This is a genomic window from uncultured Draconibacterium sp. (assembly GCF_913060805.1).
Taxonomy (GTDB): domain Bacteria; phylum Bacteroidota; class Bacteroidia; order Bacteroidales; family Prolixibacteraceae; genus Draconibacterium.
Genome location: NZ_CAJXTC010000005.1, coordinates 26,700 through 51,703 on the forward strand (window position 1 = coordinate 26,700; position 25,004 = coordinate 51,703).

Sequence of the window (25,004 nt, forward strand, 5' to 3'; positions counted from 1 at the left end):
ATCTACTAAAATTTAACCGCTTCTGCAGGCACTTCTGATCCGATAGTTGTGTATTGTTTTACATTAGTTTCCGAATTTGAAATGCTTATATTTTTACACTTCGAACCATTAATTTTTATGGCGTCAGCAGCTTTAAAATCATAAGCAAGGCCATTCACATCAACATCTTTACTATTGAAAATCAACATGGCAACATCTTTGTCGGTTATCAATTTTGTATCGTTGATTTTCACACCTTTGGCATCAATGATCTGGAATCCGTTATCGGCTTTCAGATAGAGATTGTTCAGCTCAATATTTTCGAGTGGCATTTCCGGAAGTCCCTGAAGAAAAACCGCCTGCTGTGCGCCGTTAATCGTAACATTCGAGATTTTGATATTCTTGAATTGTGGTGTTTCTTCGGTAACAGGAAGAAGTTCTGTCGATGTTTCCATCCCGCCTTCTTCCATCATTTCCGAAATTGATTGTCCGCCGTAATACAGGTTAAACGAAATGGCATTTGTCGGGATGTTGGTCATATAAACATCAGAGATAAAAATGTTCTCCACAACGCCGCCACGGCCGCGGGTGCTTTTAAAACGCAGGCCCACATCGGTACCCATAAAAGTGCAGTTTGAAACGTGCATGTTGCGCACTCCGCCCGACATTTCACTTCCGACTGTAACACCACCGTGACCATGATAAACAATGTTGTCTTTAATGATGAGGTTTTCGCACGGAATTCCGTAACGACGACCGTCTTCGTTTTTCCCGGATTTGATACAAATGGCATCGTCGCCCACATCGAAATTGCAGTTTTGAACCAGTACGTTTTTGCATGATTCAATATCGATTCCATCGCCATTTTGCGAATACCATGGATTACGTACAGTTAAATTTTTCACGGTCAGATGCTCAACACGTAAAGGGTGAATATTCCATGCCGGCGAATTCTGAAATACCGGGCCATCGAACATGATTCGTTTACTATTTTGAATACTCACAAACACCGGGCGCAGGTAGTCGCGTATGGTTTCAAATTCTTCCTTGGTTTTCAGGTCGTCGCGCACATTCTGATCGCCACTGCCTTCAATTCCCTTTTTGTACTGCTCCGACGGATACCAAACATCGCCTTTTTCGCTTACAATACCTCCCGATTTTACAAGGTCTTTCCAATCGTTTTCATTAAGCTTCGATTTTTTTACAGCGCGCCAGGCACCGCCGTTTCCATCCCAAACACCATTTCCGGTAAAAGCAACGTTTTCAATATTTCTTCCGTGAATTGGCGAAAGACAACGATAAGTATCCAAACCTTCGAAATTGGTTGCAATAACCGGATAAAGATCTTTGTTGGTAGAGAAAAGAATTACGGCGCCTTGCTCGGCGTGCAATTCCAGGTTGCTTTTTAACTGAATGGGACCGGTTAACCATATGCCCGGAGGAATGGTTACTTTGCCTCCACCTTTTTCGGTAACCGCGTTTATGGCCGCCTCAAAAGCTTCGGTATTCATTTCAATTCCGCCACTTATTGCACCAAAATCGGTTATCGACACCGCATAGTCAGGAATTTGCGGTTCCTGAATTACCGGCATTTCAAATTCAATTGTTTCGTACAAGCTATTTGCGATTTTGGGAGGTGCGCTTTTTTCGGCACATCCCACCGTGAAAACAGCAGCGGCAAGTAATAGATTAGAGATCTTTTTAACTATCATTTTCAAAGTTTTTTAATTTCTTCCAGGTTGGAGAACAGCTCTTCTGTCCAGTCTCCAAAAATCTTTTCAACGGAGTATTCTTGTGCTTCTGCATCGCTTAACTGATGCGACCAGGTAACTCTGTTTTTAGTATCGGCACCTTCGCCGGTATTGTTATATTCAGCAAAATAGGCTGTCTTTTCCTTCTCCGGATCGCGCCAGTTGTGCCAACCTTCGGGTTTTATGTGTTTGCCCAGTTTGCAGCCGATGAAAACTGATTTGCCATAAGGACGCCACGGACGACCGAGATAAAACGAGTTTTCAGGAGCGTCCCCGGTGATGTTGCAATTCAGAAAAACAAAACCATATTTTGAATTTTCCTCAGTGGATGGGGCCGTGATGTATCCGGCTGTTTTGCAAAAAATGGTGCAGTCTTCGAAAACTGCTGTCGACCAACCGAAAATAAAATCAACAGTACCTTCTATGTAACAGTTTTTATAGTACTGCCGGCTGTTTTTGCCACGCGGATAAAGTGTATCCTGGTTGCCCAGAAAACGGCAATTCTCGAAAGCCACTTTGTCACTCTCAATACGAACGGCAACAGCTTGCCCAACAGGGCCGGCCGAGTTCTGAAAAGTTATGTTTTTAGCAATAAAACCTTCTCCAAAAATGTAAAACGATGTTGAACCTGTTGTTCCCATTTCTTCGCCAAAGCGGTTCTTTTTACTGGCAAAATTATCGTAAGTAAGGATGGTGTTTTCAAGGTCTTCGCCAATAAACGTTACCAGTGTTTTGCTAGCCGGTAATACCAGCTTTTCTTTGTAAATGCCTTGTTTTATGAAAATGGTTGTGCGGTTTTTCCTGAAATCAGGAACCGCATCAATGGCCTCCTGCACAGTGGTGAAATCGCCGCTGCCGTCTTTTGCTACCACAAAATCCAAGGCACTTGCCGAGGCAGCTGCCAGCAATAATACAAATGATATGAAGAGTTTGCTTTTCATTCCTTATTTATCAATCCTAAACCAATCAATATCAACCGTGCCCGAGTCGTTTGTAATTCCTTCGCGCAAGGCAAAATAACCTATCTTTGCGCCGATCCAACGGCCCGGTTTGGCTGTAAATTCTTCGCCAACGGTTTTAAATTTTTTCCCATTGCTGCTAAAACTAAAAGTGCAAATCGCACCCTTTTTTACTTCTATCCTGAAGTAGATTTCATTACTGTTAAAAGTTTCTGAATGCAATTCAATTTCCTTTCCGCCGGTGCGTGCATTTTCGCATTTCGCCACGTGCAGCTGAAGTTGCCCGTCTATTTGTTTTAATGAAATGTACTGGTAGTCTTCGCCCATTACCACAAAACCGGTTTCTTCGTCATCGGTGCGGGCATTGAATGTTATTTTGGTAGTGGCTGTAAATTCTTCGGCAGGGAATTTTTGTAACAGAAGGTTCGGAACCATCCAAAGTACTTCTTCTCCCTCAGGGCGAACAATACAATTCAGGCGATAAAAGCCAAGGTTGCCTGACGGAAATCCATACGAAATGTGTTTGTTGGCTTGCCATTGCCACTGAATTCCCAGCTGGTTTCCATTGAACTCGTCGCTTTCCGGTGGAGTTGAAACAGGGTAGGTAGCGCCAACATCCGGTTTTTTGTAGGTGAGCACCGGCTCGCCAATTCCGTCACCGTCTTCGTCAACACCAATCACCGGCCAATCGTTGTGCCAGGTCATCGGGTTAAGGTGTACAACCCGTCCGTAAGCTTCTTTATCTTGAAAATGGATGAACCAGTTTTCTCCTGTTTTTGTATCCACCCAAGCTCCCTGGTGAGGCCCGTTTATATCGGTGTCGCCTTGCGCCATTACAATTTTTATTTCGTAGGGACCGTACACATTTTTCGAGCGGAGCACGGTTTGCCAGCCCGTTGAAACGCCACCTGCCGGAGCAAAAATGTAGTAATAACCGTTGGCTTTGTAAAATTTTGGTCCTTCAATGGTTGGGTGATCATCGTGTCCGTCGAAAACCATTACTTCATCGCCGATAACCGCTGTTCCTTCGCTGTTCATTTCCTGAACCAGAAGCACCGACTTTATACGTGCGCGACTGCCGGCAAAAGCATGCGTTAAATAAACTTTTCCGTCATCATCCCAAAGTGGCGACGGATCGATCAAACCTTTTCCGCCTTTTACCAAAATTGGTTCCGACCACGGACCTTCGGCCTGTTTGGCTTTAATTTGATATATGCCAAAATCAGGATCGGGGTAATAAATGTAAAACTCGTTATTATGGTAGCGGATGCAAGGCGCCCAAACGCCGTTTCCGTGTTGCGGAATGCTGAACACATCTTCAGGAACCTGTGTGGGTAGCGCATAAGTTATAAGTTGCCAGTTAACCAGATCTTTTGAGTGAAGAATCGGTAAGCCGGGAACACAATTAAATGAAGAAGCCGTCATGTAATAATCGTCGCCAACGCGAACCACATCCGGGTCGGAGTAATCGGCATGGATGATCGGATTTTTATAAGTGCCATCGCCGTTATCGGCTACCCAAACTTTTGAAATCCCGGTTTGTGCGCTGCTAAAAAGCGACATGCCGCAAAGGATTATCAGGATTATTATTGTTGGTTTTAGGTTCATGTTATTTCTTTTGGGCTATTATCGAGTTCAGGTAAACTTCAATGTTGGTATATTTTTTATCGAGCTTGTAATCGTTATTATCCGCTTTTTCAGGATTTAGCCCGTTTTGTTTTTCCCACTTATCGGGCATGCCGTCATTATCGGCATCGGGTGGAGGAGGAGTTGAGCGTAAAATTGGCCAGCCTCCCACATCTGTCTGGCTGTCGATGATTCCTTTTCCGCCATCTCTGAATTGTTTCCCGACAGTTTCTTTTCCGGTCGTAGCTTCGTGAATTATTCGTTTGTCAACGGCATCGCGCTGATAACTGGCGCCAGCATCTTGCAATACCTTTTTGTATGCTTCTTCTGCTTTGTCGGTTTTTATAGCAGTGTGTTCAACCGGACTTGTGAGCCGCGATCGATCGATCATTTCCTGTGAAAGGTTTTTGACCTGGACACCGCCAGCCCAGTTATCTTTTGAGATTTCTTTGTTCCCTTCAATTACGTTTCCGTCGAGGTAAAACCAACCTGCCCGGAGTGTATCAGTATTTCTGCTTTCGTTGTAAAAATCTTGTGTGAGGTTTAAAATACGATCGCGGACATCTTTTTTGGTTGCCGGACCGGGTTTATAATAATTGTTCACCAGGTTGTAATGGCCTTCTTCGCCACCATAAACGCTGTTGTTTCCCCAGTTGTAAATTACATTGTTTCTGAAATCGGCTTTCTCAAAATCCGGATCGTTGGTGTATCTCGATCCCTGCAGCCGCGGATTCCGGCTTACATGATCAGATATCAGGTTGTGATGAAAACTTGCATTGCTTCCGCCCCAGATTCCGCCGTAACCGTGCGCTCCTTTGTGATGGAACGACAGGTTAAAACTTTCGCTGATAATACACCATTGCAGTGTAAAATTTTCGTTGTCGTAAAACGAGGCCACTTCATCGTCGGCCCAGCTAAAACTGCAATGGTCTATTATAATATTTTTGTTTCGCATTCCGGTAATTGCATCCATTTCCTCGTGCGACTTGTCGCCGGGGCGCACACGCAGATAGCGAATAATTACATTGTCGGCGTCAACACGTACACCGTAATTTTTCAGGCAAATTCCATCTCCCGGAGCGGTTTGCCCGGCAATGGTAAGATCGCCGTTTTTTATGTGAATGGTCTTCTCTAATTCAATGGTTCCTGACACTCTGAAAATAATGGTACGCGGGCCTTCCGCCTCAATAGCTTTTCTAAAACTTCCGTTGCCTTTGTTGTTCAGGTTGTCGACAAAAATAACTTTGCCACCGCGACCTCCGGTTGTGTATTTGCCACCACCTTCAGCACCCGGAAAAGCGATTTGCTGTCCTAAAACCGTTTGGAAAAGGAGAATCAGAATTAAGCTTAACTGTACCTTCATTTTTAGAGTAATAACAGAATCCCCGGGAGTGTGGATCCCGGAGATTCTTTTTAACTAACTAATAGACTAACTATTCACGAACTTAAATATATCGTTTCAAATTTCGTCGAATTATTTCCAGCGTGGGTCGCCCGCGTCAACAGCATCAAAAGCGAATGAGAAATCGCCATTGTCAGGATCTTCCCACAAACCGTCGTAAGTTACACCCAGCGAAGTCAACTGATCAACAATTGAATAATCGGAGTTTACAAAGTCGGTTGTTGCATAAGAATTTGTAATGGTCACCATTACGTCTTCAGGAGCACGAATACCAGTAATCGAAGGCTCGTCGCCATAAGAAGTTGTACCAAAAATACAGTTGGTAACTTCAACGCCACTGGTAATTACCGCGTCTCTGATGTCCATTAAATAACGGCCCGAGCTAAACGGCGTTTTATTGAATGTACAGTTCTCAACGATAATACTTTCGCATGACACAGGCTCGTCGTAACGAATGAAATGGCATTTCAAACTATCGATAGTTGAGTTGGTAATTTTTACAACAGTTGCGTTTGTATTGCCTTCGGTTGCGCAGAAAACACCATAACTACCACTGCTTTTACCCAGGTTGTGAATGATACAGTCGTCAACAAGGAATTCGCCAATAGTTTGATCAGAACCACCGCGTAAACGCATGATTTGGCGGCCCATGTAAAACATTTTACAGCCGATGAATTTAACAGCGCCAATGTTACAGGCTTCGCTTTCCATATCGAATACACCACGAATTTGTCCCTGCGAAGCATCCATGTTGGTGTAACCGCTCATAAACAGGTTTTCGAAAACGATTTCTTCGGTTGGCAGAATGCTTGCTCCAATATAGAACATGCGGTCGCCATCGGTAGCATAAATTACCGGAAGCTCTCCGTCCAGTCCTTTAATCTTAATGGCTCTTTCCAACATCATATCACCTTCGAAACCAAACTCGGCACCGGCAGCCAGAATAAGCACATCGCCCGATTCGGCACCGCTGATTGCTGCAGCCAGATCTTCGCCGGCATCAACAAATACATCGCCTTCCATTACGTAATCCTGTACTCCGCGGCCTTTGTTGCCATTCAGAATAGTAATTACATATTCGCCATTTGGCAGATCGGTTATCGACTTCATTCCGGCAGCCTGCTCTTCAGCAGTAATTTCGGCAGTAATTTCTCCCTCTGTTGAAACAAAGCTCAGAGAAGTAACTGCTTTTCCCGGAGTCCAGCTTACATCGATGCTGTTCAGCCCTGTCATGGCCACATCATACCTGTTAAAAATATTCTCGGGCAATGATTTAAATGCCAGCTCTGCCCATTTTGAGTCGGCAATACTGTCGTTCATCCCTTTTACACGTGCCGAGTATTGCGAGTTACCGGCCGGCAGTTCGTAAACGTAAGGCAGTTCGTCGGGACCTACCGTTGCGGTATGAATGATATTGGCGAACGATAAGCTGTCGTCGCTGATTTCCAGTTCGTAAGATTGTACCTTTTTGTTGAATCCCCAACTTAAGGATACTACAGTTTGGTTGCTGATTTTAGCTTCCAGCTCCAGGGGCGTAAATACCCTGTCGAATTCCAGTTCTTCAATAACCGGAGTTATATCATCTTCGCAGGCGTTTATTGCGAATAAAGCAACAATGCCCAATAAGATTCCAATATTTCTAAATATTTTTTTCATTTGTTTCTTTTCTTTAATTCACAAAAACGATTTTAGTTAACCGGGTCGTTGTTCAACATCCCGTTACTTGCATCAATAAACACCTGCCAAATTGGCCAGTACTGGTTTTGGTCAGGATCGTTGGTATAGAGCGAATTGATCTTATCATCTTCAATTTGATCCGGAAGTGCCCATTTATATGCATAATCATACTCTGTCAGCATATTTTCAGTTTCACCTCTCTCCAGTCCATAAATGTCCAAAGTTTCATTATCCGATAAATAGCTGAAATAGATTGCCGGAGGAACATCAGCATATTCGCCGGTGCGGTTACGCAGGTCATCCATTTTTTGTTTTGTTTCGTCCATTTTCGATTTCAACAAATTCCAACGGATAAGTGCCTGTTTGCGTTCCATTTCGCCACATAACTCAAAACCATGTTCATCAACAATGGCGTTAAACATTGCTTCTTTTGAAGTAAGAGCATCAACATAAGCATCAACTTTTGTCGACCAGTCGGCTTCATCAAAAGCTCTTTGGCGAATCATTTTTAAGTAAGGAGCTGCTGCCGAAGGACCGTTCAATTCATTTTCAATTTCAGCGGCCATTAAAATTACCTCGGCATAACGCATGTATATTTTGTTAACACCATCGTCGTTAGTTGATGTTACGTAACGGGTCATCCACTCGTAACGCCATTTTCCGAAATACCAGGTGTCGATTCCCATCAACTCCTGTTGAGCAGGATTTGATTTACTCCAGCTGTAAGGAACACAAGTTACATCGCGACGGGTGTCTTTTGCATCGAAATCGTAAAATACATTCGGAGTAGGACCGTAGCTACCTCCGCGTGGCTGACCGGTATATTGGTCGGCTGCCTGGTGACGCACGGCGTAAGTAAATAAATGGCGTCCGCGACCTTCGGCAAATGGTACTTCCCAAAGCGATTCGCTGCCTGCAGTAATTACCTCTTCGCAGTTTTTCCGCCAAACGGTTTCGAAAGAAGGCTCGAGTGATGCCGTTCCGCTGTTTATAATGTCTTTACATTCTTGTAATGCAATTGGGTACAAAGTGCTAACTGAAAGTTCAGGATCAGAACTTCTGCTGATAGAACTTCCGCGTTGTGAATAACCGGCTGCAGCCATGCATAAACGTGCACGCAAACCTTTTACAAATGCTTTGTTCACCTGCTCCGTGGTGGCAGTTGCTTCGGTTTCGCCCGGCCACGCTACCAAGGTTGCAGCTTCTTCCAAATCGGCAATTACATGCTTGTAAATCTCGTCTCTGTTCGATTTTGGTAAATAAATCGTTTCAGACGAAATCGGCTCGAAACGGGCTACAATATCGCCGTGCGACTTTAACAGGTCGGCGTAGTAGATCGATCTCAAAGTGATCGCTTCACCCAAAAGTTGACCCATTGCTGTTCCCGGCTCAGGATTTCCGTATGTACGCAATCCTCTGATACAAATGTTGGCACGTTCGATTCCGCGGTACAACATTGCCCAGTATACGTTATCACGGTTCATATCCGAGTTGGTTGGAGAATTTATGTAACGCGACAAATCGCCACGGCCATTTTCAGAGGTTGAGTTGTTCCACTCAATATCGGTGTTCGAACCGTAGTGGGTAAGAAATCGACCACGATACGAGTTGGTTTGTCCCATCGGTTCTTTAATTCCATCAATGGCTCCCTGCGCCAGCTCAACGTTCGAGAAGATCAACGATTCATCCATAGTTGATTGCGTAGGAGCATCAAGGTATTCATCGCAAGAGGTGAAAACCACCGCGAAAAATAATATCGTTATATATGCTATTTTATTCATTTTCATCGTAGTTTCAATTAAAAGTTAATGTTTAAACCAAAAATGAATTGTCTGCTTTTTGGATAAGGCGAGTAGTCAACACCGGGTGTAAGTGGTGTTTTTCGTCGAGTTGAAACCTCAGGATCAAATCCAGTATAATTGGTAAGAACAAATACATTGTTGGCTGTTGCGTACAACCTTAAGTTTTCAATATGTACTTTTCGTGTAAGTACTTTCGGAACTGTGTATCCTAATGTTAGCGTATTCAGGCGCAGGAACGAACCATCTTCAACAGCCCAGTCGCTTAGTACGTAACGTGACATGTATGGCGACCACATTGTGGTATTGGCGTTCATAGCTTCTAATGTTGCCGGATCGTTTACCAGCTGTCCGCTTTCGTCGATATTGGTCCAGCGTTTTCCGTCGGCCATAATATCGATCATATTTCGGTAAGGATATCTACTTGTTGATGTGTACTCAATTTTGTTGGCGTTGTATACATCGTTTCCGACACTCCAGCTAAAAATGGCTGAAAGATCGAAGTCGTAAACACGAGCCGACAAGTTAAAACCACCGGTTGCTTTCGGATTTACATCACCGATAATGGTGTTGTCGTCAACGGTAACTTCGCCATCGCCGGTAACATCTTTCAACTTCATCGATCCCGGACGAACTGTTCCAATAATACTTGTGTTATCAGCAACTCCATCTCTTAAGATCCACTCATCAGCATCAGCGTCGTAACCTTCAAAATCTGATACTTCGTATCTTCCGTCACTTAGGTAACCGCGAATCTGTCCAACAGGGCTTCCCTGTTCAATCCAGTAATCGGTACCAATTTCGGTAGAAGCCCAGCTTGATGCTACGCCAAAGTCTTCCATAATTCCGAGCGACTTAATTTTGTTCTTGTTCATTCCGAAATTAAAGCCGAAGTTAAGTCCGAAGTTTTGTTTATCGAGAGCGACCCAGTTTACAGAGGCCTCGATACCTTTGTTTTCGGTTTCACCCATGTTTCTGAATTGCGAGCTGTAACCCGTTCCCGATACCGGGAAGTCGATCAACAGATCGGAAGTGGTATTCAAATAGGCTTCGAATGTTCCGCTCAAACGGCTGTTAAACAAACCAAAATCGAGACCAACATTTCGGGTAACTGTCGTTTCCCAAATCAAATCAGGATTCGCCATGCGCGATGAAACAGCCCAGTAACCCGATACATCGTTGATATAAGTCGTATTACTTGAGCTGAATTCCTGTACCATTTGGCCCGAAACGATATTGTTGTTACCGGCGGTACCGTAACTCACTCTTAATTTTAAGTTGTTAAGTGTTGAAGAAATGCCTTCCATAAAACTTTCTTCCGAGATGCGCCATGCAACAGCTGCTGACGGGAAATATCCCCAGCGGTTACCTTCGGCAAATTTGCTCGAACCATCGGCCCTGAATGTTGCAGAAACGAGGTACTTTCCTTTGTAGTCGTAATTGGCACGACCAAAGAACGACAGCAATTTATTGTCGGCACTGATCACATTATCGATACTCAACGGAACCCCCTGCGTTGTTAAACGGAATACTTCGCTTGAAGTAAAGAATGAAGGGTAGCCCTGAACGATATCGGTAAGTGTGCTTGATTTTGCATAAAGAATTTCCTGACCGGCCAATAACTTCACACTGTGGTCTTCGTTTTTAATAATATTTTTAAAGTCGAAATTCAGCGTGTTTGTATTTCTGAACGTTTCCTGCTTGCGTTTTTCCATTTCGGCAGCCGGCAAACCCTGGTAATCGGCATCGGTGTAGTTTTTTACGTAGTAAGTACTTGGTCCGTAAAAACGATCACGGTCGCGGTCGTAGGTTTGGTAACCCACTTCTGTTTTAAAGGTTAAACCGTCGGTAATATCCCACTGGAAACTGGCTCCAACATTCAATCGGGTTCTTCTTTGTTCCTGATCGTTATCGGCAACAGCAGTTAACGGATTGATCATATAACTTGAAACTTCTTCATCGGCATAATCTTCCAGTCCGTTCAAAGGAATAGGAGAGTAGATCATGGAGTGTTTTACACGCGAATCGGTTGGTGTAGCCGTAGTTTGCTCAATGGCACCACCACCACCAATTTTGGTTTGCGAGTAACGCATCGAGTAAGAAAGTTTGATATTATCTGCAGGATTGTGATCTAATTTAAAGTTCACGTTATCACGTTTGTAATCCGATCCGAGCATGATTTCGCGGTTTTTAACACCGGCATAACTGAAATTGTAGGCAAATTTTTCCGATCCTCCACGAACACTTAAATCGTGGTTGAAAACGCGTCCGGTGCGGCCGTAAACCTGTTCCATCCAGTCGTTACCAACCTGTCCGGCATACAGATCAATATCCTGGTATTTACCAAAATATTTCTCGTACGAATCAAGGTTGTCTTCAGTGTTTCTTAAGTTAGCCAGTTCGTATTGCCAGTGTACAAAGTCCTCAACATCGAGTGTGTTAAGTGTGTTTGCAATGTTTTTAAAACCACTGTACACGTTGTAACTCACAGAAACTTTTCCTGTTTTTCCGCTTTTAGTGGTAATAATAATTACACCGTTTGCACCACGAGCTCCGTAAATTGCTGTCGACGATGCATCTTTCAGCACGTCGATCGATTGAATTTCGGAGGCAGGAATATCAGAGATTGTGCTCACCGGAAATCCATCAACAATATACATTGGCGAGTTGTCCTGGGTGATTGAACCACCACCACGAACACGGATTTTAATCTCGGCATCAGGCGATCCTTCCGTTGCCATTACCTGCACACCGGCCATTTGTCCGGCCATTGCTTCGGCAGCCGAAGTAACCGGAATGGCTTCCAGCGCTTCACCACTAACTGATGATACCGATCCGGTAATGTCTCTTTTCTTTACGGTACCGTAACCAATTGCCACAACTTCTTCCAGCTCTGTCGCCTCCATTTCGAGCGCAACATTTATTTCGGTTTGGTTATTTACAGGAACTTCCTGTATTGTATATCCGATAAAAGAAAACTGCAATGTGGCGGTTGGGCTTACATTTAGTTCATAGGAACCATCCGGCTGGGTAATTGTACCGTTGGTAGTTCCTTTTACAACAACATTAACTCCGGGAAGCCCTTCTCCGGAATCCTGGTCGGTTACGTTCCCTTTCACAGCAATGGTTTGCGACCATGCGGTAAAGGAAAGAACTGTTTGAAACATAATCAAAGCAGCTACAGCAAGAAACTTACTTACATGCAGGCTCCGACTTTTTCGTTTAAGATTTACCATACTTCACATTTTAGGTTATTATAGAATTATTATTTGGTTTCAGCTTTACGAATTATCCGGCTTATTTAAAAATGAGATTGATCAGGACAATGATCAGAATGATAAGGACGATCGTAGCGATGATGATCATCCCGTCAGTTTTTTTCAAGTTTCGTTTGATCTTGCTCATTTAGTTAGGCGTTCAATTCCAATGTGCAAGATAGTGGAGGTGCCGCGAAACAAATTGGTGATATTTCCCAATATGAAATGGGCGCTTTCCCGATAAGGGCTTAATTTCCCAAATGGCGGGATAAAATTCTCGCTCATGGAATCAGATGATTAACATAAATTGTAGTACTGTGTTGTAATTTAGTGAGTTATGATTCGTTTAGCTTACTTGTTTCAATTTTCTTATTCGAGAGGTATTCCGAGGCACTCATACCAAATTCGCGCTTAAAACATTTTCGGAAATGCGACAGATCTTTGAAGCCAACCTGATAGGCAACTTCCGAAATATTCAGCTTTTGCTGGTCGAGTAATTGGGTAGCACGTTTTAAGCGGATATGGCGAATGAATTCTTTTACGGTCATATTGGTAAGTGCATTTAATTTGCGGTACAATTGCATGCGGCTCACCCCAACTTTTAGTGCAAAATTCTCGATATCCAGTTCGCTGTCGGCAATGTTTTCTTCTATTACATCAACCACTCGTTTCAGGAACTTTTCATCCGGAGAAGCCAGCACAACATTAGTAGGTTCGAGCACCATGGTTGAGGTATATTTTTCTTTCAGCGAATCGCGGATAGAAAGCATATTTTCCACTTTGGCCTGCAATACCGACAGGTCGAACGGTTTTGTAATATAATCGTCGGCACCTTTGGCCAAACCTCTTAATTCGTGGTCTTTCGAGTGCATGGCAGTAAGTAAAAGCACCGGAATATGCGAAGTACGCTCGTCGTTTTTTATCCGTTTACACAATTCGTAACCATCGGATTCGGGCATAATAATATCGCTGATAATAATATCGGGAACCACTTCAAGAGCTTTCTCCCAGCCTTCTTTTCCATTTACGGCCAGGTGAATCTGGTAGAAGTTCATAAAATGTGAACTGATAAACTGTCGAACATCAGCATTGTCTTCCACAATCAACATTATTTTCGAGTTGTCGTCAGCCGGTTGAACCGTTGGCGTTTCCGGTGCCGGATGAATTTCCTGTACGCTGGTTGTTACTTCTTGTGCTTTTGTTTGGCTGCTTTCGGTTCCTTCGTTATACGGAATACGAATGGTAAAGCGCGTTCCTTTTCCTTCCTTACTGGTGACAAAAATTTCGCCTTTGTGCAGTTTCACCAGGTCTTTAACAAGGGCAAGCCCAATTCCGGCACCTGTTTTTTCATCGGTTTCATCCGACTGGAAAAAGCGCATAAAAATACGATCGATATTTTTCCGCGAAATTCCTTTCCCGGTGTCTTTAATATTGATCTCAATGTATTGTTTCTCTTCGCTTTCGTCGCTAAAATCCTCGTTCTCCGAGTCGAAAACCAGCGAGAGGTTTACCGTAACCGATCCTTCAGGTTCGGTATATTTAAAAGCGTTGGTAAGTAAGTTGTTTATTATTTTTTCGATCTTGTCCGGATCGAAGGACACAAATAGCCTTTTTTTCAGCGTGTTAAAAGTAAGTTTGATGTCTTTCTCAATCGCATAGTGGTTAAACGATTCCACAATGTTGCGAACAAAACTAACGATGTCGGCTTCGGTAAGATTGAGTTTTAAATTGCCCGATTGTAATTTCCTGAAATCCAGCAGCTGACTGATTAGCCGGTCGAGGTTTTGTGCATTTCGCTGCATTAACTGCAGGTTCTCTTTGGTTGATCCGTCAACTGTTTTTGACTGGATCAATTTGTTGAGCGGCCCTAAAATAAGCGTTAACGGTGTTCTGATTTCGTGTGAGATATTGGTGAAGAACTTCAGCTTCATCATATCCATCTCGTGTAGTTTTTTTGCATTCGAGCGTTCAATAATCAGCTGCGATTTGATTTTTTCACGGTTGATAAAGAACTGGATTATAGTATAGATGAGTGAAATGATCAACAGGATGATCAGCCCCAAAAACCAGTTGGTTTTCCAAAATGGTGGCAAAATCGAAATGGCCAGTTGCAGCTCGTTACTTTCGCGTTCCTGCCCCGGAATTACACGTTTTATGCGAAGTGTATAATCGCCGGGATTCAGGTTGGTGTAGGTGGCCGTGCGGTTTTTACTCGGTTCGATCCAGTCGGTGTTAAAACCTTCCAGTTTGTAGGTGTACAAGTTATTTTCGCTGTTTACGTAATTCAGCGCGGCAAACTCAAGGGTAAAAACATTTTGTTTATGGTTAAAAGTCAGGTGTTTTGTTTCGGTGATACTTTGTTTCAATATCGACTTTTTGTCTTCATCAATCGGCACTGATTTATTAAACACTTTCAAATCGGTAAAAACCAGCGGAACATCCGTGTCTTCGGCATTTATCTCGTTCGGATTAAAAACATTAAAACCGGAAACGGTTCCGAAAAAAAGTGCTCCGTCGTCGGCTTTTAAAGCAGCACCGTAGCAAAACTGGTTGTTTCCCAGTCCGTCGTTGCTGGTGTAATTATAAAATACTTCAGTTCTCGGATTAAACTTCGATAATCCGTTTAAAGTACTTATCCACAGGTTTTTCAGGTCGTCTTCTAAAATGCAAAGTGCCTGATTGTTGGCCAGTCCTTCTTCTTCTCCGTAATATTTTATGGCGCCGTTTTCGGCTGAATATTTGGCCAGTCCTTTGTCGTTTGTTGCAATCCAAATCTGGTTTTGCGAATCTTCAAACATGTATCGCGTGCGCTCGAACCAGCGGTTTATTTTATTGGTGCGCTGATTGAAAACGATGAGTTCATCTTCACTTCCCATCCAAAGATTTCCCTGCGAATCGTTATCGATCCACATAATTTGCTCATTTCCGTTCAGCTGCGGATAGTGAATAAACAGCTTTGTTTTTTTGTCGAAGCGATCAATCCCTTTCGAGGAGGCGATCCAGATTTGCTCGTTCTCGTCGATACAAATATCCCACACGCGGTTGTCCGATAAACTTCCGGGTACATCGGCCTGGTTATGATAGTTTTTAATTTTTCCCGTTTCGAGGTCAATCACATCAATTCCACCCAAAAAAGTTCCCACCCAAAGATTTCCTTTATTGTCGGGAACCAGTGCCTTAACACAGTTTTGAGCAATGGTATAACCCGGTTTACCATCGGTGGTCAGGTATTCGTAATTCCCGGTATTCGGATTGTAAATGTTAATTCCGCCATCTTCGGTGCCGCACCAAAGCCGTTCGTTTTTGTCCATCCAGAAGGTATAAATGGCGCTGCTGTTCAGGTAGCGATTGTCGTCGGGCTGGGCAGTAAAACTGTGGAAAACCTGTTTACTTTTAGCCAGCAGATTCAGTCCGCCGCGTGTACCAATCCATGTTTCTCCTTTGTTATCGTGAAAAATACTCAGCACCGAGTTATTGGAAAGACTGCGCGGTTCCTGAATGCTGTGTCGGTAAAAACCTTTTACACCGCTTTCTTTCGAATAGAGAAACAGCCCGCCGCGCGTGCCGATCCAGTAATCGCCAAACACGCCTTTTGAAATGGCTTTAACGGTTTCAGTGCGTTCGGCAGCCGGTCTGAATTTTATTGGATGGTAGCTTTTGGTGCTCGTGTTAACCACAAACAAACCGATGGAATAAGTCCCGATCCAAAGATCGCCGTCGTCATCCAAAAAAAGTTCCCAGATTTCTTTGTTTTGTGCTGATCCGAAAGGAAGTTCGAAACGTTCGAGTGTATTATTCTGTTCGTTGTAAATATATACGCCATTGTTCGATCCGATCCATAATTTTCCCTGGTTATCGTAGGCCAGATTCCGGATAAAAACATCCTCGATTCCCGCAGTTCCTTCTTTTTTTATCGGATTAAGCGGAGTGATCATTCCGGTGCTGTCCATTTTTAGCACATTAAAATCGCTCGCGAGCCAAAACGAACCGTCCTGATTCTCAATAATGTCGTTCACCGAAAAATCTTTTTCCCCATAAACCGGATCGTTTTTAAAAGGCTGCGAGAAAACTTCTTTTTCACGGTCGAAAATATTTAGTCCACCGTTTTCAGTACCTACCAGCAGGTTGCCTTTATGGTCTTCTTTTATAACCCTGATGAGATGTCCGCTCAGGGAACACGAGTCTTCCGAATCGGGAAGAAAATTGGTAAAATCATAGCCGTTAAACCGGCTTAGACCCTGGCTGGTTCCTACCCAAATCCATCCTTTGTGGTCTTGATAAACACATTGTATCTGGTTATTGGGCAGCCCATCTTCAAGCGTAAAAATATCGAAACTTAGCTCGGCCTGTGCCTGCGTTTTTCCTGCAGTGAAAATGAAAATCAGGAACAGAAAAAGAGTAAGTTTTTGATTTAAAGCGTAATTCATTTTATCGATCAGTTTTGCAGCGAACATCGGGTTTTATGCAACTAAAAATAGTATGCCTCCAATGTGAAACAGCTGGTAATATAATCAATTATTTCTCATTTCTAAAAAGTAAAATGGTTAACCGTTTTCTTACCTCAGCCGCAAATTGATTTTCTCTGAATACCCCGTCCTAAAAGGAGCAGAGATAATCAATTCGCTCCCTTCAGGGAATGGGGTAAACGAATTGATATTGAGGATAGATATAAACAATTTTAGTACTGATATGGAAAATCGGAAAAGTAAAATCGTTCTCATTTCAACCGTGTCAAAATTTGAAATATGTCTTGAAAATCTGTTAGTTTTGTAGGATCAACCGAATAAAATTTAACCGATAAATTATGGCAAGCGAGAAGGTATTAAAAAGCAGTAAACGCTGGGAAGATCTTGGCGATGGCGTGGCGCGCCAGATTATGGGCTGGGACAACCAGATCATGATGGTAAAAGTTAAATTCGAGAAGGGTACCGTTGGTGCCGAACATTCGCATTTTCATACACAAACTACTTATTGTGTTAGCGGCAAGTTTGAATTTACCATGGACGGTGAAAAAGTTATTGTGGAGCCCGGCGACGGATTGTACATCGAGCCAAATATGATGCACGGAGCACTTTGTCTGGAGCCCGGGATTCTGATCGATGTTTTTAGCCCGGTGCGGGAGGATTTTCTGTAAACTGAAGGACTGAAGGATTGAATTCGCGAATGTGAAGAAACTTTGAGAAACTCTGTGCCTCCTTTGTGAAACTTTGTGGTTAATTCTTTTGAAGTGAAAAACTGAAAACTGCGACTGAGAACTTGTAACAGATCTCTCGCTGCGCATCGAGATGACAGTTCCCTTTTATGCTTTTGCGCCACTTTATGAAAATTTGTCCTTTACATCATCTGAAAGATCGTTCGTGGTCTTTCGGTTTTTTTCGATGTATTCCGACGGCAGCATTTCGTATTCTTTCGAGAAATACTTGGAGAAATATCGTGGATTATTAAACCCAACGCGATAGGCCACTTCCGATACCGAAAGCTGACTTGTTTCAAGCAGGTGGGCAGCTCGTTTTAAGCGAATAACGCGGATAAATTCGATAGGCGTTCGATCGGTTAACGCCAACAGTTTTTTATACAGACTAACACGGCTCATGCCCATTTCTGCACCAAAATCTTCAACGGTAAACGAAGCTTCTGCAATATTGTCTTCAACGATTTTCAAGGCCTTTTTAATAAACTTCTCGTCCTCTGAGTCGACCTTTATTTTTTCAGGATTTAATCCTGTCATCGACTGGTACGAAACACGCAATTGATCGCGCGAACGCAGCAGGTTTTCAATTCGCGATTCCAGTACCTTAAAATCGAAAGGTTTGGTGAGGTAGGCATCGGCACCCGATTCGTAACCTTCAATAACCGGCGCGGTATCGGTTTTTGCCGTAAGCAAGATAACCGGGATATGCTTGGTTTTTCGGTTCGATTTAATTTTCGCACACAGTTCAACGCCGTTCATTTCGGGCATCATCACGTCGCTGATCACAATGTCGGGCAACTGTTTTTCAAAGTTCGCCCAGGCTTCGGCTCCGTTTTCGGCCTCAATAATATTGTATCGGTCTTTAAAATTCTCTTTTAAATAGAAACGCAGATCGGAGCTGTCTTCCACAATCGCCAGTGTTTTTTTATCCCGGTTGTAAGCCGGAACTTTTTCGCTTGTAGTTGACGTTGGCTGTTTGTAGGTTTTGCGTTCTGCCACTTCAAGCGCCTTGTTGGCAGCTATTTCTTCCTCGGTAAATAAATCCACCGGAATTTCTACAGTGAATGTGCTTCCTTCATTCAGTTGGCTCTCCACATTCACATCGCCACCCAGCAGCGTAACGTATTCTTTTACCATCGACAAACCAATTCCTGAGCCCTGATTAATTTCGGTTCCGGAATTATCAGTTTGGTAAAAGCGGTTAAAAATCTGCATCTGTTGCTCGGGCGCAATTCCAATTCCTGTATCGGATACTTTTACGGTTAAAACCGGCTTCTCTGCCGATGAATTCAAATCGATTTTCAGGCTAATTTTGCCTCCGCTGTTGGTGAATTTGCAGGCATTGGTTAGCAAGTTGGTAAATATTTTGTCGGTTTTGTCTTTGTCAAAAAAGGTGTGCAGACTTTTATGGCTGCTTGAAAACTGGAATGAGATATTTTTACTTTCCATCAGGTCTTCAAACGAAGCAGAAATTTCTTGGATAAAACCGATCATTTCGCCCCAGTCTTTGTGTACTTTAATTTTTTGAAGCTCCATTTTTCTGAAATCGAGCAACTGGTTTACCATGGCCATTAGCCGCCGAGCATTTCGCTGAATAAGAATGAGGTGTTTTTTGTCGTCGTCGTTTTTACTGTGTTCGATTAGTTTATCGATGGGGGCAATAATCAGCGAAAGTGGGGTGCGGAATTCGTGGCTGATGTTGGTGAAAAACTTGGTTTTCAAAGTGTCAACCTGGTGGATTCGTTCAGCTTCGCGGTGTTCCTGTTCAGCTTCAAATTTCAGGCGTTGGCGTTCGGCCAGAATCTTCCAGGTGATAAATAACAAGCCGGCAATAACCAGAATGTAAAGCATGTAGGCATAGCTTGTTTCCCAAAACGGCGGAAGGATATTGATGCTCAAAGGCGGAGTCATTTCGCGCCAGGTTGAGTTATCGTTGCTCACCCGGATACGCAGCTGGTATTCACCCGAATTCAGGTTGGTAAATGTTAGTTCGTGCATGCCACGATTCACTTCCAGCCACTCGTCGTTAAAGCCGCTTAACTGATATTGGAAAGTATTTTTCTCGGGATGGAAATAACTAAGCGCCGCAAACTCTACCGAGAACACATTCTCTTTATGTTTCAGCGAAATTTGGTTGCTGTAGGTAATCGATTTATCAAGGATAATTCGTTTTCGGAAAGGCTCGTTAACTTTTATATTTTGATTAAAAACCTTGAAGTTTGTAAGTACAATTTTTTCGTCGGGTGTTTGAACAACAATATCTTCGGGCTTAAATAGATTGAACCCGTTGGCGCCACCAAAAATCAACTCTCCTGATCGTGTTCTATAGGCAGCCTTTTGGTTAAATTCATTTCCCTGCAGACCATCCTGTAATCCAAAGTTTTCAACATCAACCTCCAGTTGATTGATAGGCAGTTGATGCGAATAGTTTTCAACGCTGATCTTTGAAATTCCTTTTAACGTAGCAATCCAAAGATTGCCGTTTTCGTCTTCCTGAATGGTTTTTATATTGGAATTGGCCAGCCCGTCGGCTTCCGTTAAAACTTTAAAAGTGCCCTGCGTTTTATTCAAAACATTTAATCCCTGCGTGGTTGCCACCCAAATCAACCCGCGCACATCTTCGTGTATGTCGTTTGCATTGTTGTCGCTTAACTGTCCGGGTGTGCTCGGATCGGGACTGTAGTGTGTAAAACGTTTGGTATTCAGGTTCAAAACATCAAGCCCATCAGAGGTTCCCAACCAAAGGTTTTGCTCACTGTCCTCCATTATCGACATGATAAAATTGGAGCCTACCGAATTAATATCGCTTGCTGTGTAATGAATAAACTGTTCGTTTGTGCGGTTGAAAAGATTCAGCCCACCGTTTAATGTGCCAACCCACAGGTTTTGTTTCGAGTCCTCAAAAATTGACCAAACGCGGTTGTCCGACAGTGAATTGGGATTTTCCGGTGTATGCAGATAATGTTTAAATGTCGATCCGTTAAAACGGTTTAAACCGCCCTGGTAAGTTCCGGCCCAAAGTGTTCCTTTACTGTCGATGTGCAGCGCAACAATTACGTTTGCACTAATGGAGTTGGGATCGTTTGCATCGTGCAGGTAACTTTTAAAGGTGTTATTGTTGCGGTTAAAATAAATCAGTCCGCCACCGTTTGTGCCGATCCAAAGATTTCCACGGTTATCCTCAACAAAACAGTTTACATCGTTGTAGGGAAGGCTGTTTTCTGCCTCGGCCGAGTACCGGTAGTGGTTAAAGTGGATAAGGTTTTTGTGGTAATAGCTGATGCCTTTTTTATAGGTTCCGGCCCAAATAATATCTTCATCATCACGATACAGGTTGGTGATGCTGTTTTGCGCAATTCCAAGCGGATTCTGGCTGTTGTTTTGCAGAACCGTTATGGTTTTATCCTTCTTGTTGAGGATGTTAATGCCTCCGTGGTCGGTACCAATCCAAATGGCTCCGTTATCGTCTTCAAGCACCGACGAAACCATATTGGTTGAGAGTTTAAAAGTAGACGACGACTGCGTGTATTTACTTATTTTTTTTGTTTGATGATCAAGAAAGAATACGCCGTAAGGCAGGCCGGGCGAATAAATCCAAATGTCGTTGTCGGAATCGATAAAAAGCTGGAAGGTGTTGAATTCATTCATCACTTCGTCGCCCAGAAAAAAGGTCTGCTCGGTTTGTTTGGTTTCCGGATTAATTTGCAACAGCTCGCCGGCTTTTGATACCACCCAAATCATGTGATTACCATCTTCAGTAATATAACTCAGCGAGTTGTCGTAATTCGGCCGGTCAACCTGCGATACAAACTGAATGGAATCAACCGTTTGGTTTTCCGGATTATACTTATACAACCCGAAGTTGGAATTTACCAGCCAGGTGTTGTTTTTGCTGTCGATAAAAAACGATTGCAAACCGGCAATAGGAATACTGGTTCCCCGGTAATTTTCTCCCGGTGTTGAAAAGCGTTCGAGCACCGGATCGTAAACCGTAAATTCAGAATAGGAGCGAATCCACAAACGGCCGTCGAAGTCCTCAAACAAATACTCAATTCCGTTAAATGGTATTGATGTGCTGTCGTTTATATCGTGCAAAAATGTTTTAAAACCCGATCCGTCGTAGCGGTTTAATCCCTGCGCCGTTCCGAACCACATAAAACCTTGCTGGTCTTTCAGAATGGCTTTTATTTCGTTGTTCGACAGCCCGTCGTTTATGTTGATGTGCATAAATTTATAAGGCTCGTTTCCCGGAATGGAAACAGCCTGCGAACTCAGTGCAGGCAGCAATAAAAGGGGAACAACAAATAAAAACAGTAAGATCTTATGCGGCAAAAACTTCATCTTAGGTTACTATCGTTCGTGTAAAACAGTCCAATTCCGACTTTGCGCTAATGTAAGCATAAAAATAAAAACGGGAAACAGAATGGCATTTCTGTTCCCCGTAATTCAAATCAACTAAACTTGCTTGCTTAAACTTGCTTATAGTTCTACGGTAATTTCTTCTCCTGTGTAGTTTACTGTTTTTACATTACTTGCTTTACCAAGCATAGCCACCGGTTTATCGCGCGAAACTTTGATGATACGGAATTCGCGGTTTTTAACCATTTCGGGATATTCGCCGTTTCGTGTGCCAATAACCAGGCTGTTATCACTTTCCGAATAAGTAAACTCTATAGTGCTATATGCGCCACCTTCGTAGGCGTAAGTTGTTCCTTCATCTTCGTACAATTTAAACGAAGCATCTTTTCCGGTGTACACGTAAATATCGATCGGTGCACCTTTTTTCTCGTCGGTGTACTGAATTTCTGGTCCAACAGGAATAATAGAACCTTCGCGTACAAACAGCGGCATTCTTTCATAAGGTGCTTCAACGCTCAATTTCTGGCCACCGGCAAGGAATTCACCAGTGTACAAATTATACCAGCCACCGTTGTTCGGGAAGTATACGTCGCGTTTTGTGGCTTTGTATTCATAAACCGGACAAACCAGCAACGACTGACCAAACATAAACTGATCGCCAATATTCAGCACGCGGCGGTCGTCAGAAAAGTCCATTGCCAAACCACGCATAATAGTGTAATCGTCGTGATAAACCGCACCCGTTAAACTGTAAATGTATGGCATTAAACGGTAGCGCAATTTGTTGTAGTACAACATCGATTTGTACGCCGGATGACTTTCAGGAGCGATGTTATAAATCTCGCGATACGGATACTGACCGTGAACGCGGAACAGCGGTGCAAATGCGCCAAACTGGTACCAACGAGTGTTTAGTTCGCGCCATTCTTTCATGGCTTCGCTGCCTTCGGTGGCGCGCTCAAATTTCTTTTGTACACAGAAACCGCCAATGTCCATTGTCCAGTAGGGGAGTCCCGACATTGAGAAGTTGATACCTGCCGAAATCTGTGCTTTCATATCTTCCCAGGTAGTACCGATGTCGCCACTCCAGGTTGTAGTTCCGTAGTGCTGCATTCCTGCAAAACCCGAGCGGGTTAGAATAAACACACGGTCTTCCGGATTTTCTTCGCGCTGACCTTCGTAAATTCCTTTGGCGTTCATCAGTGCAAATGCATTAAAGAATTGCGTTGATGATCCTAAGGCAGTTGGATTCATTAACTTTTTGCGGTAGTCCATGCTGGCGTTCGAAAGGATGTCCGGCTCGGTAGCATCCAACCACCACGAGTCGATTCCCATTGAGTATAAATGCTCGTTAATCTGCTCCCAGAAAAGTTTTCGTGCACCTTCGCTGTAAGCATCGTAGAACGAACCAATATAACCCGGATAAATCCAGTCGCGGATACTGTCGTTAATCGCTTGTTTGTACATCCATCCATTTTGGTCGAATTCGTTGTAATGTTCGGTTCCCAAATAAAATTTAGGCCACACCGAAATCAGAATTCGTGCATGGTTATCGTGTACCATATCGATCATTCCTTTTGCATCAGGAAAACGTGCTTTGTCAAACTCCTGGCTTCCCCATTTGTCAACTTCCCAGTACGACCAGTCTTGCACAATATTATCGATCGGAATCTCTCTTTTTCTGAATTCCTTCAACGTACTTTCCAGTTCTTCCTGTGTTTTGTAACGCTCGCGACTTTGCCAGAAACCCATTGCCCATTTTGGCATCACCTGGGCTTTTCCGGTAAGTGTGCGGTAGCGGCTGATCACATCGTCCATGTTGTTTCCTTTCATAAAGAAATAGTCGATTTGGTCGCCCATTTCCGAGTAGAAAGAAATGTCGTCCTGTACCTCAGGATCAACCGGAGATAAAGCTTTTAGTCCGATGTACGAAACACCACCGTCAGGAATCCAGTCGAGTTTTACGTGGTATTTCTCGCCGGCTTTCATATCGTACTGGAATTTAGCCACCGATGGGTTCCATGCAGTACGCCATTTGTCGGCCATTAATTCGCCGTTCACCCAGATTTTGGTGTAGCCGGCGTAGTACAGTAAGAAATGGAAAATTCCGCTTTCTTCGGGTTCAATATCGCCTTCCCAAACAATGCGGGCGTGGTTAAAATCGAAACCTTCAGGAAAATTCTCAATGGTTTCCAGGTTTTCGTAATCAATAGTCGATTCCGTGCGAGTGGTGTAAACGTGGTCGTTTTCGTTATTGTCGATGTAAGTGGCTGTTAAACCGCCTTCATTTCCTTCGGCATCGAAAAGTTTAAACTGATCGATCTGGCCGTAAGGACGTGGATCGCCAAAACGCGAAAGCGAGTAGTTGTCCCAAAGCAGACCGTAGTTGTTTGTTGAAACAATAAACGGTACCGAAACTTTTGTGTTGTACTGGAAAAGCTCCTCGTTTTTACCTTTGTAGTTCATTTCGTCGGCCTGGTGCTGTCCAAGTCCGTAAAGCGCTTCATCGTCTGACGATTCGAAAACCTGACGGGTTGAATAAGCACTTACGCCATCAACTTCAATCGGTTCGAACCATTTTCCACCGTTTTCCTTTTCCTCAAGAATTGGGTTTCCATTCTCATCCAGAAAATCGATTTCGCCGGTTTCGGTTGATACTTTAACCTTTGTTTTTGCTGTTGAAATGATCAGGTGACCGTCTGTTTCTTCAACCACAAAAGGAACGGTTTCGTTTTGCGGAAGTGCAATAAGACTTTCCTTGGTTGAAAATGTTTTTGTGGCGCTAGCCGACACCTTGATGATCTCGTCGTTTACGGGTGTAATTTTAATGGCCTGCGCCTGTTGTTTGCCGGCTTGCTGCGGGTAAACAATTACGGCTTCTCCGGTTTGCTCCCAGTTGGTTGTAGAACAGGAGATTGCGAATATACTTAGCAGAACTGCTATAAAAAATTTGTTCATTATTGTAGAGTATTAATTTGTGCTATATTTTGCTGATTGATCTCTT

The 25,004-nt window shown here is 43.4% G+C and carries 11 protein-coding genes; 1 reads left to right on the top strand and 10 read right to left on the bottom strand.

All coding sequences use genetic code 11. The features are described from left to right. Nucleotides 1-5: 5 nt before the first annotated feature. The 8 genes from QZ576_RS04385 to QZ576_RS04420 form a co-directional block, all read right to left on the bottom strand. A complete protein-coding gene (locus QZ576_RS04385; protein ID WP_297094461.1) occupies nt 6-1,691 on the bottom strand; it encodes a glycoside hydrolase family 28 protein in 1,686 nt (561 codons plus the stop codon). A 2-nt stretch (nt 1,692-1,693) separates the two neighbouring features. Then, the gene (locus QZ576_RS04390; protein WP_297094463.1) at nt 1,694-2,671 is read right to left on the bottom strand and encodes a pectinesterase family protein; all 978 of its coding nucleotides are present in this window, start codon (nt 2,669-2,671) and stop codon (nt 1,694-1,696) included. A 3-nt stretch (nt 2,672-2,674) separates the two neighbouring features. Beyond that, nucleotides 2,675-4,297 (bottom strand): glycoside hydrolase 43 family protein, encoded by a 1,623-nt coding sequence (locus QZ576_RS04395; protein WP_297094465.1) that lies wholly within the window; start codon nt 4,295-4,297, stop codon nt 2,675-2,677. A 1-nt stretch (nt 4,298) separates the two neighbouring features. Beyond that, entirely contained in the window at nt 4,299-5,678 is a 1,380-nt protein-coding gene (locus QZ576_RS04400; protein WP_297094467.1) for a pectate lyase, read from the bottom strand. Between the two features lie 111 nt (nt 5,679-5,789). Then, nucleotides 5,790-7,373, bottom strand: a complete 1,584-nt coding sequence (locus QZ576_RS04405) for a DUF5123 domain-containing protein (protein WP_297094468.1) — start codon at nt 7,371-7,373, stop codon at nt 5,790-5,792. 32 nt (nt 7,374-7,405) lie between these two features. Beyond that, a complete protein-coding gene (locus tag QZ576_RS04410) occupies nt 7,406-9,175 on the bottom strand; it encodes a RagB/SusD family nutrient uptake outer membrane protein (RefSeq protein WP_297094470.1) in 1,770 nt (589 codons plus the stop codon). Between the two features lie 17 nt (nt 9,176-9,192). Continuing rightward, complete coding sequence (locus QZ576_RS04415) at nt 9,193-12,429, bottom strand: TonB-dependent receptor (protein WP_297094472.1); 3,237 nt, start codon at nt 12,427-12,429, stop codon at nt 9,193-9,195. A gap of 356 nt (nt 12,430-12,785) precedes the next feature. Further along, nucleotides 12,786-16,904 (bottom strand): two-component regulator propeller domain-containing protein, encoded by a 4,119-nt coding sequence (locus tag QZ576_RS04420; protein WP_297094475.1) that lies wholly within the window; start codon nt 16,902-16,904, stop codon nt 12,786-12,788. Between the two features lie 350 nt (nt 16,905-17,254). On the opposite strand from QZ576_RS04420, the gene QZ576_RS04425 reads away from it, so the two are divergent. Further along, the gene (locus QZ576_RS04425; RefSeq protein WP_297094477.1) at nt 17,255-17,584 is read left to right on the top strand and encodes a cupin domain-containing protein; all 330 of its coding nucleotides are present in this window, start codon (nt 17,255-17,257) and stop codon (nt 17,582-17,584) included. A gap of 183 nt (nt 17,585-17,767) precedes the next feature. Here QZ576_RS04425 and QZ576_RS04430 read toward each other — a convergent pair whose 3' ends face one another. Next, on the bottom strand, nt 17,768-21,982 hold the full coding sequence (locus tag QZ576_RS04430; protein WP_297094479.1) for a two-component regulator propeller domain-containing protein: 4,215 nt from the start codon (nt 21,980-21,982) through the stop codon (nt 17,768-17,770). A gap of 138 nt (nt 21,983-22,120) precedes the next feature. Then, the gene (locus tag QZ576_RS04435) at nt 22,121-24,958 is read right to left on the bottom strand and encodes a TIM-barrel domain-containing protein (protein ID WP_297094481.1); all 2,838 of its coding nucleotides are present in this window, start codon (nt 24,956-24,958) and stop codon (nt 22,121-22,123) included. Between the last annotated feature and the right edge of the window lie 46 nt (nt 24,959-25,004).

Coding starts and splice junctions, on each gene's coding strand:
- QZ576_RS04385 (WP_297094461.1), bottom strand. CDS start 1,691: ATGATAGTTAAAAAGATCTCTAATCTATTACTTGCCGCTGCTGTTTTC.
- QZ576_RS04390 (WP_297094463.1), bottom strand. CDS start 2,671: ATGAAAAGCAAACTCTTCATATCATTTGTATTATTGCTGGCAGCTGCC.
- QZ576_RS04395 (WP_297094465.1), bottom strand. CDS start 4,297: ATGAACCTAAAACCAACAATAATAATCCTGATAATCCTTTGCGGCATG.
- QZ576_RS04400 (WP_297094467.1), bottom strand. CDS start 5,678: ATGAAGGTACAGTTAAGCTTAATTCTGATTCTCCTTTTCCAAACGGTT.
- QZ576_RS04405 (WP_297094468.1), bottom strand. CDS start 7,373: ATGAAAAAAATATTTAGAAATATTGGAATCTTATTGGGCATTGTTGCT.
- QZ576_RS04410 (WP_297094470.1), bottom strand. CDS start 9,175: ATGAATAAAATAGCATATATAACGATATTATTTTTCGCGGTGGTTTTC.
- QZ576_RS04415 (WP_297094472.1), bottom strand. CDS start 12,429: ATGGTAAATCTTAAACGAAAAAGTCGGAGCCTGCATGTAAGTAAGTTT.
- QZ576_RS04420 (WP_297094475.1), bottom strand. CDS start 16,904: ATGTTCGCTGCAAAACTGATCGATAAAATGAATTACGCTTTAAATCAA.
- QZ576_RS04425 (WP_297094477.1), top strand. CDS start 17,255: ATGGCAAGCGAGAAGGTATTAAAAAGCAGTAAACGCTGGGAAGATCTT.
- QZ576_RS04430 (WP_297094479.1), bottom strand. CDS start 21,982: ATGAAGTTTTTGCCGCATAAGATCTTACTGTTTTTATTTGTTGTTCCC.
- QZ576_RS04435 (WP_297094481.1), bottom strand. CDS start 24,958: ATGAACAAATTTTTTATAGCAGTTCTGCTAAGTATATTCGCAATCTCC.